Source organism: Lentilactobacillus parafarraginis DSM 18390 = JCM 14109 (assembly GCF_001435895.1).
GTDB lineage: Bacteria > Bacillota > Bacilli > Lactobacillales > Lactobacillaceae > Lentilactobacillus > Lentilactobacillus parafarraginis.
Genome location: NZ_AZFZ01000103.1, coordinates 1 through 4976 on the forward strand (window position 1 = coordinate 1; position 4976 = coordinate 4976).

The window sequence follows — 4976 nt, forward strand, 5'->3', positions numbered from 1 at the left end:
AATGTGTCAACTTGACAGGGTACAGTACCTAACGAACTTCACCACGTTTTCAATTTTTCCTTTCGACTCGGGATCAAATCCGCGGCACTCAATAGCTTCAAAGTGTTCAGTCTGACGGAAAGTCTGAAAAGCCTGGGTAAAGATAATGTCGCCATTGTTTTCACTGACGACAATGATTCGGTCTTGATCGTAAACAATCTGTTTTGGCTTGCCACCCAAAAACTTGAAGGTATTTTGAAGACACCGGATTAGGTCATCAGTCACAAATGGTTTTAACTGCCATTCAATGTACTTATACCGTGAATGGGCAAGGACAAACGCATAGAAATATAGTTTAATCCGACTACCGGAGGTAGTCAGCTGAGTCGTTTGTCCAAAGTCGACTTGTCCCTGTAATCCCATTGGTAATTCTGGAACCGCCTCATATTGCCGTCGTTTGGTATGCTTATCAATCTTATATTTAATCCGGAGCTGTTTGACGTAACGGCGAACAGTACTTTCGGCATACTTGCCATAATTCTGTTCTTCTAACCAGTCACATACTTGAGCTGCCGACATATCCGGATTTTTCTTCAACCAATCCAGGATAGTTGCCTGATGATCATCTAGGACCTTCTTTCGTTTACGAGTTGATGCCAACCATTCAGTCATCTCCTCCTCATCACGTTCCAGATACGCTTTGACGGTGTTTCTCGAGATGTCCAGCTTGGTTGCGATGCTTCTCCGCGAGAAGCCCTGTTCCTTTAAACCAATGATCTTTGAATATAATGCCAACTTCTTCACCCTTTTCGACCTCCAGCACAATGTATCTTTCAATTGTACTGGAATAAGCTTTTTAATAACCAAGGTGGCTCAATCTTATTGAGCGTTTTTGGATTAAACTTATTGATCGAAATGGGCGTGCGGACAAATTCCTGGACTTAGGGTATGATGTCAGTATGTATTCAAAAGCAGATAAAAAACGGGCCATCGAGCTCTTCTATCAATATCACCATTCATGGAGTGCAGTGGTTAGAGAATTGGGTTATCCATCTTTAGGCGCATTGAAGCGATGGATTAAAGATTACGAACAAGACGCCAAAGCCGCGCTTGGTGACACTCCACGAAAGAGAAAACCGAAGTACTCCAATGAACAACGACAAGCAGCAGTGGATCACTTCTTTGAACACGGACAATTCATCACAAAGACAGTCAAAGCGCTTGGTTACCCGTCGCGACAGCTTCTCCGTGAGTGGTTATTAGCAGATCCTCGTTGTGATACTTCATTAAGGAACCGCACGGTTGTGGCTAAGCCCACCACGCCGGATGATGTTAAAGTCAAAGCTGTAGAAGCACTCTATAAACGAGCAGTCCCTGCCAAAAAAATTGCGAATGAATTTGGGGTTAGCCGCGAAACACTCTACGGTTGGAAGCAAGATGTACTCGGTGAAAGCTTCCCAGCTAAACAGACGCCTAGTTCATCAGGTGATGAAAGGAATCGAGAAAACTTCACTCCAGAAGTTTCAGATCTCCAAGCTCGTATTAAAGAGCTTGAGCTTCAAAACGACATTCTCCTGCAGGTGAATGCCCTCCTAAAAAAAGATCTGGGCATCAACCAACTCAATCTGACTAACCGAGAAAAGGTTCAGGTGATTGATGCCCTGCGTGATAGATATCTGCTTAATACGCTACTCAAGGCTCTTCAATTATCCAAAAGCAGCTACTTTTATCAACGTGATGCCATCGCCAAAGGCGATAAATATAAAGCAGTACGTCCACGTTTGAAAATCATCTTTAAGCAAAATTACAAAAGCTATGGGTACCGTCGAATGAAGATGGAGCTCGATGATGAAGGGATCCAACTTTCTGAGAAGGTGATTCGCCGGTTGATGGCTGAAGAAGGATTAGAAGTTACCACCACACGTTGTCGAAAATACAGCTCGTACGCGGGTGAAATCACGCCGGCTGTGCCAAACATACTTGATCGAGATTTTCAATCAGACGTCCCAAACCAAAAGCTGGTAACAGATATTACAGAGTTTTCTATCCAAGCCGGAAAAGTATATCTATCACCACTCATTGATTGCTTTGATGGTCAAATCACGAGTTGGACTATCAGTACTAGTCCAAACGCAGAGCTTGTCAATACAATGCTTAGCGTAGCGGCCGAAAGATTACCTTCCAATGAAAAAATCATCGTGCATTCCGATCGAGGCGCTCATTACCGCTGGCCAGGTTGGATTGGGCTAATGGACAAGTTTGGCTTTACACGATCAATGTCGCAGAAAGGCAGCACTCCAGATAATGCACAAGCAGAGAGCTTCTTTGGTCATCTCAAGACGGAGTTCTTTTACAATCGAAGTTGGATTGGAAAGTCAATTGATGATTTCATACAAGCACTTAATGAATATATTGGGTGGTATAACACCAAGAGAAGAAAAAAAGTTTTAGGAGGAAAGAGCCCACAAAAATACCGTCAGAGCAAGATAGCTTGATGGTTAAAGTCCAGAAAAACGTCCGCACGCCCAATTGGCTCACTTTAGTTTAGCAGTCACAGCTGTGAATAAGTTAGATGAATTGTTTTCTGATTGATACTTCTTGCTAAATTAATACTATCCTTGTTTGGCAAACCATTGAATAGATTTCTTGAGTAAGCCATTATTGTAACTGGTCTATCCGAAAAGCTTGCATGAGGTAGTACACTGATCCGTATGTCACTAATCCACGTGGGTAAAGATGACAGAAGATCCTTTATTTTTACATCGTCTTTATTTTCTAAACTAGACATTTTTACAATTTGATTTTTTGCGTTGGTATGCTTAAATAAGTGGTATATTTTATCGTTCTCTTCGTAAAATCCTTTTGGAAAAAAATCTTCTTTTATTGTAGATCTAGTGTGGTCGGACCAGCCCAATACTAGTGCTTCCTGCGTTGAATCAAATATTGCACGCTCTAAATTAGTGTTTCCGGATACCCCTGAAGAGAAAAATACGCCATTTGATCTCTCCAGTAGACATAGAACGGTATGGATTAAACCAAAAGAATATGCGAAGTATTGTGGAACGAGCGACTTTGCTTTTACTGTTCTTAACAGTCTCTGTATATTACTATTCGTTTTATCTAAGCTTAAATGAACGCCTTTGTTCCCATACCACATAACAAACAGGGCATTCTTCTCAATTAATTCAAAAATCGACTTATTGATTAGCTGTGCACTATCTAATGAGCTAGCTGTTCCAGTGGTATCTGAAAAATTAGTATTAGAAATGCAATACCCCATCTCATAATCAGACATAATATCTGTTTGAAGAGTTCTCACATTAATTGCTGGAAACGACTTCTTCTTAGAAATCATAGTTTCCATCAGTGCTATCCTCTCCAGCGATTCACTATATCCCTTGATTAGAGAATTGTGCCTTGAAAAGCCTCCTGAATTTGAACCATTTGGTCCAATTAATGAACGATAGCGAAAATTACCAAAATAACAATAATGATATAAGAATTGACTCCGATATTGACTATTTGGAATGTTAAAGTTTCCGTCACTCAGACTTAATAACATCTTTCTTGCCCCCAAACCACTGAATTAAACAAATAGGAGAATCGCGAACATTTAACCCCGACTCATATGTTAGAGGGAAGTCATCAAATGATGATGAACAATACTCGCCAAGGTTTAGTTCATGGCAAGATTCTCTAAAAGCTTGCGCCATTAATCCAACTTCCATTAACGCATGTCGGTACCCGCGTAGTCCATACTTTACAACAGAAGCCGGTATGTTAATAGCATACCCAATACAGTACACACTCGGAATTTTGGAATCATCTTGGCTAATAGTTATACTATCTTTTAATGGGACATTTTGTTCTATGCTGGGGACTATCTTCAATAACTCAAATTTAACAGAATCAATCATGTAAATACCGCTTTCAATTTCTCCTGCACTATTAAAAACATAGAGTAGCGGGATAACCGTATATAATCCACCTGCAGAAGGATATCTTCGGGAAAAGTTATTTTCATTTTTCCCAAAAGACTTAATTATTAGTTTACTTACCATACACAGGCTTAATTGTTTGAATGAAAAGTCTCGAATACTGCCTATGTTGTTTGGTTTAAAAGTACTTGTCAATTTTATCTTTTTTATCCAACTTTCGGGTCTATAATCACTTTCATTGCCAGAGTTTTCATTAATCCAATTCTCTAATTCTGCACTAGGAACCCTGATATTGTTCTGATAATTAATCCAGACAGTTTTGTTATGAAACTGAAACACTGTCTTTAATAAATCGTTTCCAACAGGAAACCGATAAGCATTTTTCCAAGGATAATTACTCATAACAATCACATACCTCCCAATGAACCGCGGCTTCGTGCATTGTTCTTTTATTTCTCAAATTAAGCTGATAAACATCTAATAGATTCGTATTGCCTGTACGATCAATTTCCTTAGACTTTCTTCGATAAATCAAACTATCAAGTATAAAATCAAGTAAGCTAAAAATTCGAATTGAGTCCGTGAAGGATAATTTGATTTCTGGCTCGAAACTTGGATATTGTTCATACAATTCTTCGATAATTTTTTGATAAGATACTTCATCAAATATGTCAACTCTTTCACGATTCTGCAATCCTGCTAAGACACATTTGTAGCATGGAACATGCCATGACCACCTATATATATTATTAAAATAAATGTCATTATTATACGGATAACTTAATGACCAAATACTGTCATGCTTTTTCACTTCTTCATATATAAGATCCATCTGCTCAAAAGATAATGGATTTATAAACGTAATAAGAAGCGTATGTTCATCAATTGGCAGATTCTTTAGTCCTTCAATTCTAATAAATTCATTTGGTGCTTCTCTCTTTAAATATTCATCAAATAAATGATCCATAGATTTATCATTTGAGTAAAAAACAACTTTTTTAATATCAAAATTCAGGGGGTTCTTTTTCTCTTGAATTTACACTTTAAGTGCAACACTAA

Annotated in this window: 5 protein-coding genes; 1 reads left to right on the top strand and 4 read right to left on the bottom strand. The window is 38.7% G+C overall.

Annotation, left to right across the window (positions count from 1 at the left end; translation table 11 throughout):
- Positions 1 to 6: 6 nt before the first annotated feature.
- Positions 7 to 783 carry an IS21 family transposase gene (istA, locus tag FD47_RS13625; RefSeq protein ID WP_056980802.1) on the bottom strand — a complete coding sequence of 259 codons (777 nt, stop codon included), beginning with the start codon at positions 781 to 783 and terminating at the stop codon, positions 7 to 9.
- A gap of 155 nt (positions 784 to 938) precedes the next feature.
- Between istA and FD47_RS13630 the strand changes: the two genes are divergently transcribed.
- Positions 939 to 2474, top strand: coding sequence for an IS3 family transposase (locus FD47_RS13630; RefSeq protein ID WP_056980803.1), 1536 nt, complete (start codon positions 939 to 941; stop codon positions 2472 to 2474).
- A 56-nt stretch (positions 2475 to 2530) separates the two neighbouring features.
- Here the strand turns inward: FD47_RS13630 and FD47_RS13635 are convergent, their stop codons facing one another.
- Genes FD47_RS13635 through FD47_RS13645 form a run of 3 tightly spaced genes read right to left on the bottom strand, consistent with a single transcriptional unit; the run spans position 2531 to position 4953 of the window.
- On the bottom strand, positions 2531 to 3541 hold the full coding sequence (locus tag FD47_RS13635; RefSeq protein ID WP_138467974.1) for a hypothetical protein: 1011 nt from the start codon (positions 3539 to 3541) through the stop codon (positions 2531 to 2533).
- Positions 3522 to 4319, bottom strand: a complete 798-nt coding sequence (locus FD47_RS13640) for a nitroreductase family protein (protein WP_054736552.1) — start codon at positions 4317 to 4319, stop codon at positions 3522 to 3524. Before FD47_RS13640 ends, FD47_RS13635 begins: the two co-directional genes overlap by 20 nt.
- Complete coding sequence (locus FD47_RS13645; RefSeq protein WP_082402679.1) at positions 4312 to 4953, bottom strand: McbB family protein; 642 nt, start codon at positions 4951 to 4953, stop codon at positions 4312 to 4314. Before FD47_RS13645 ends, FD47_RS13640 begins: the two co-directional genes overlap by 8 nt.
- Positions 4954 to 4976: the final 23 nt, after the last annotated feature.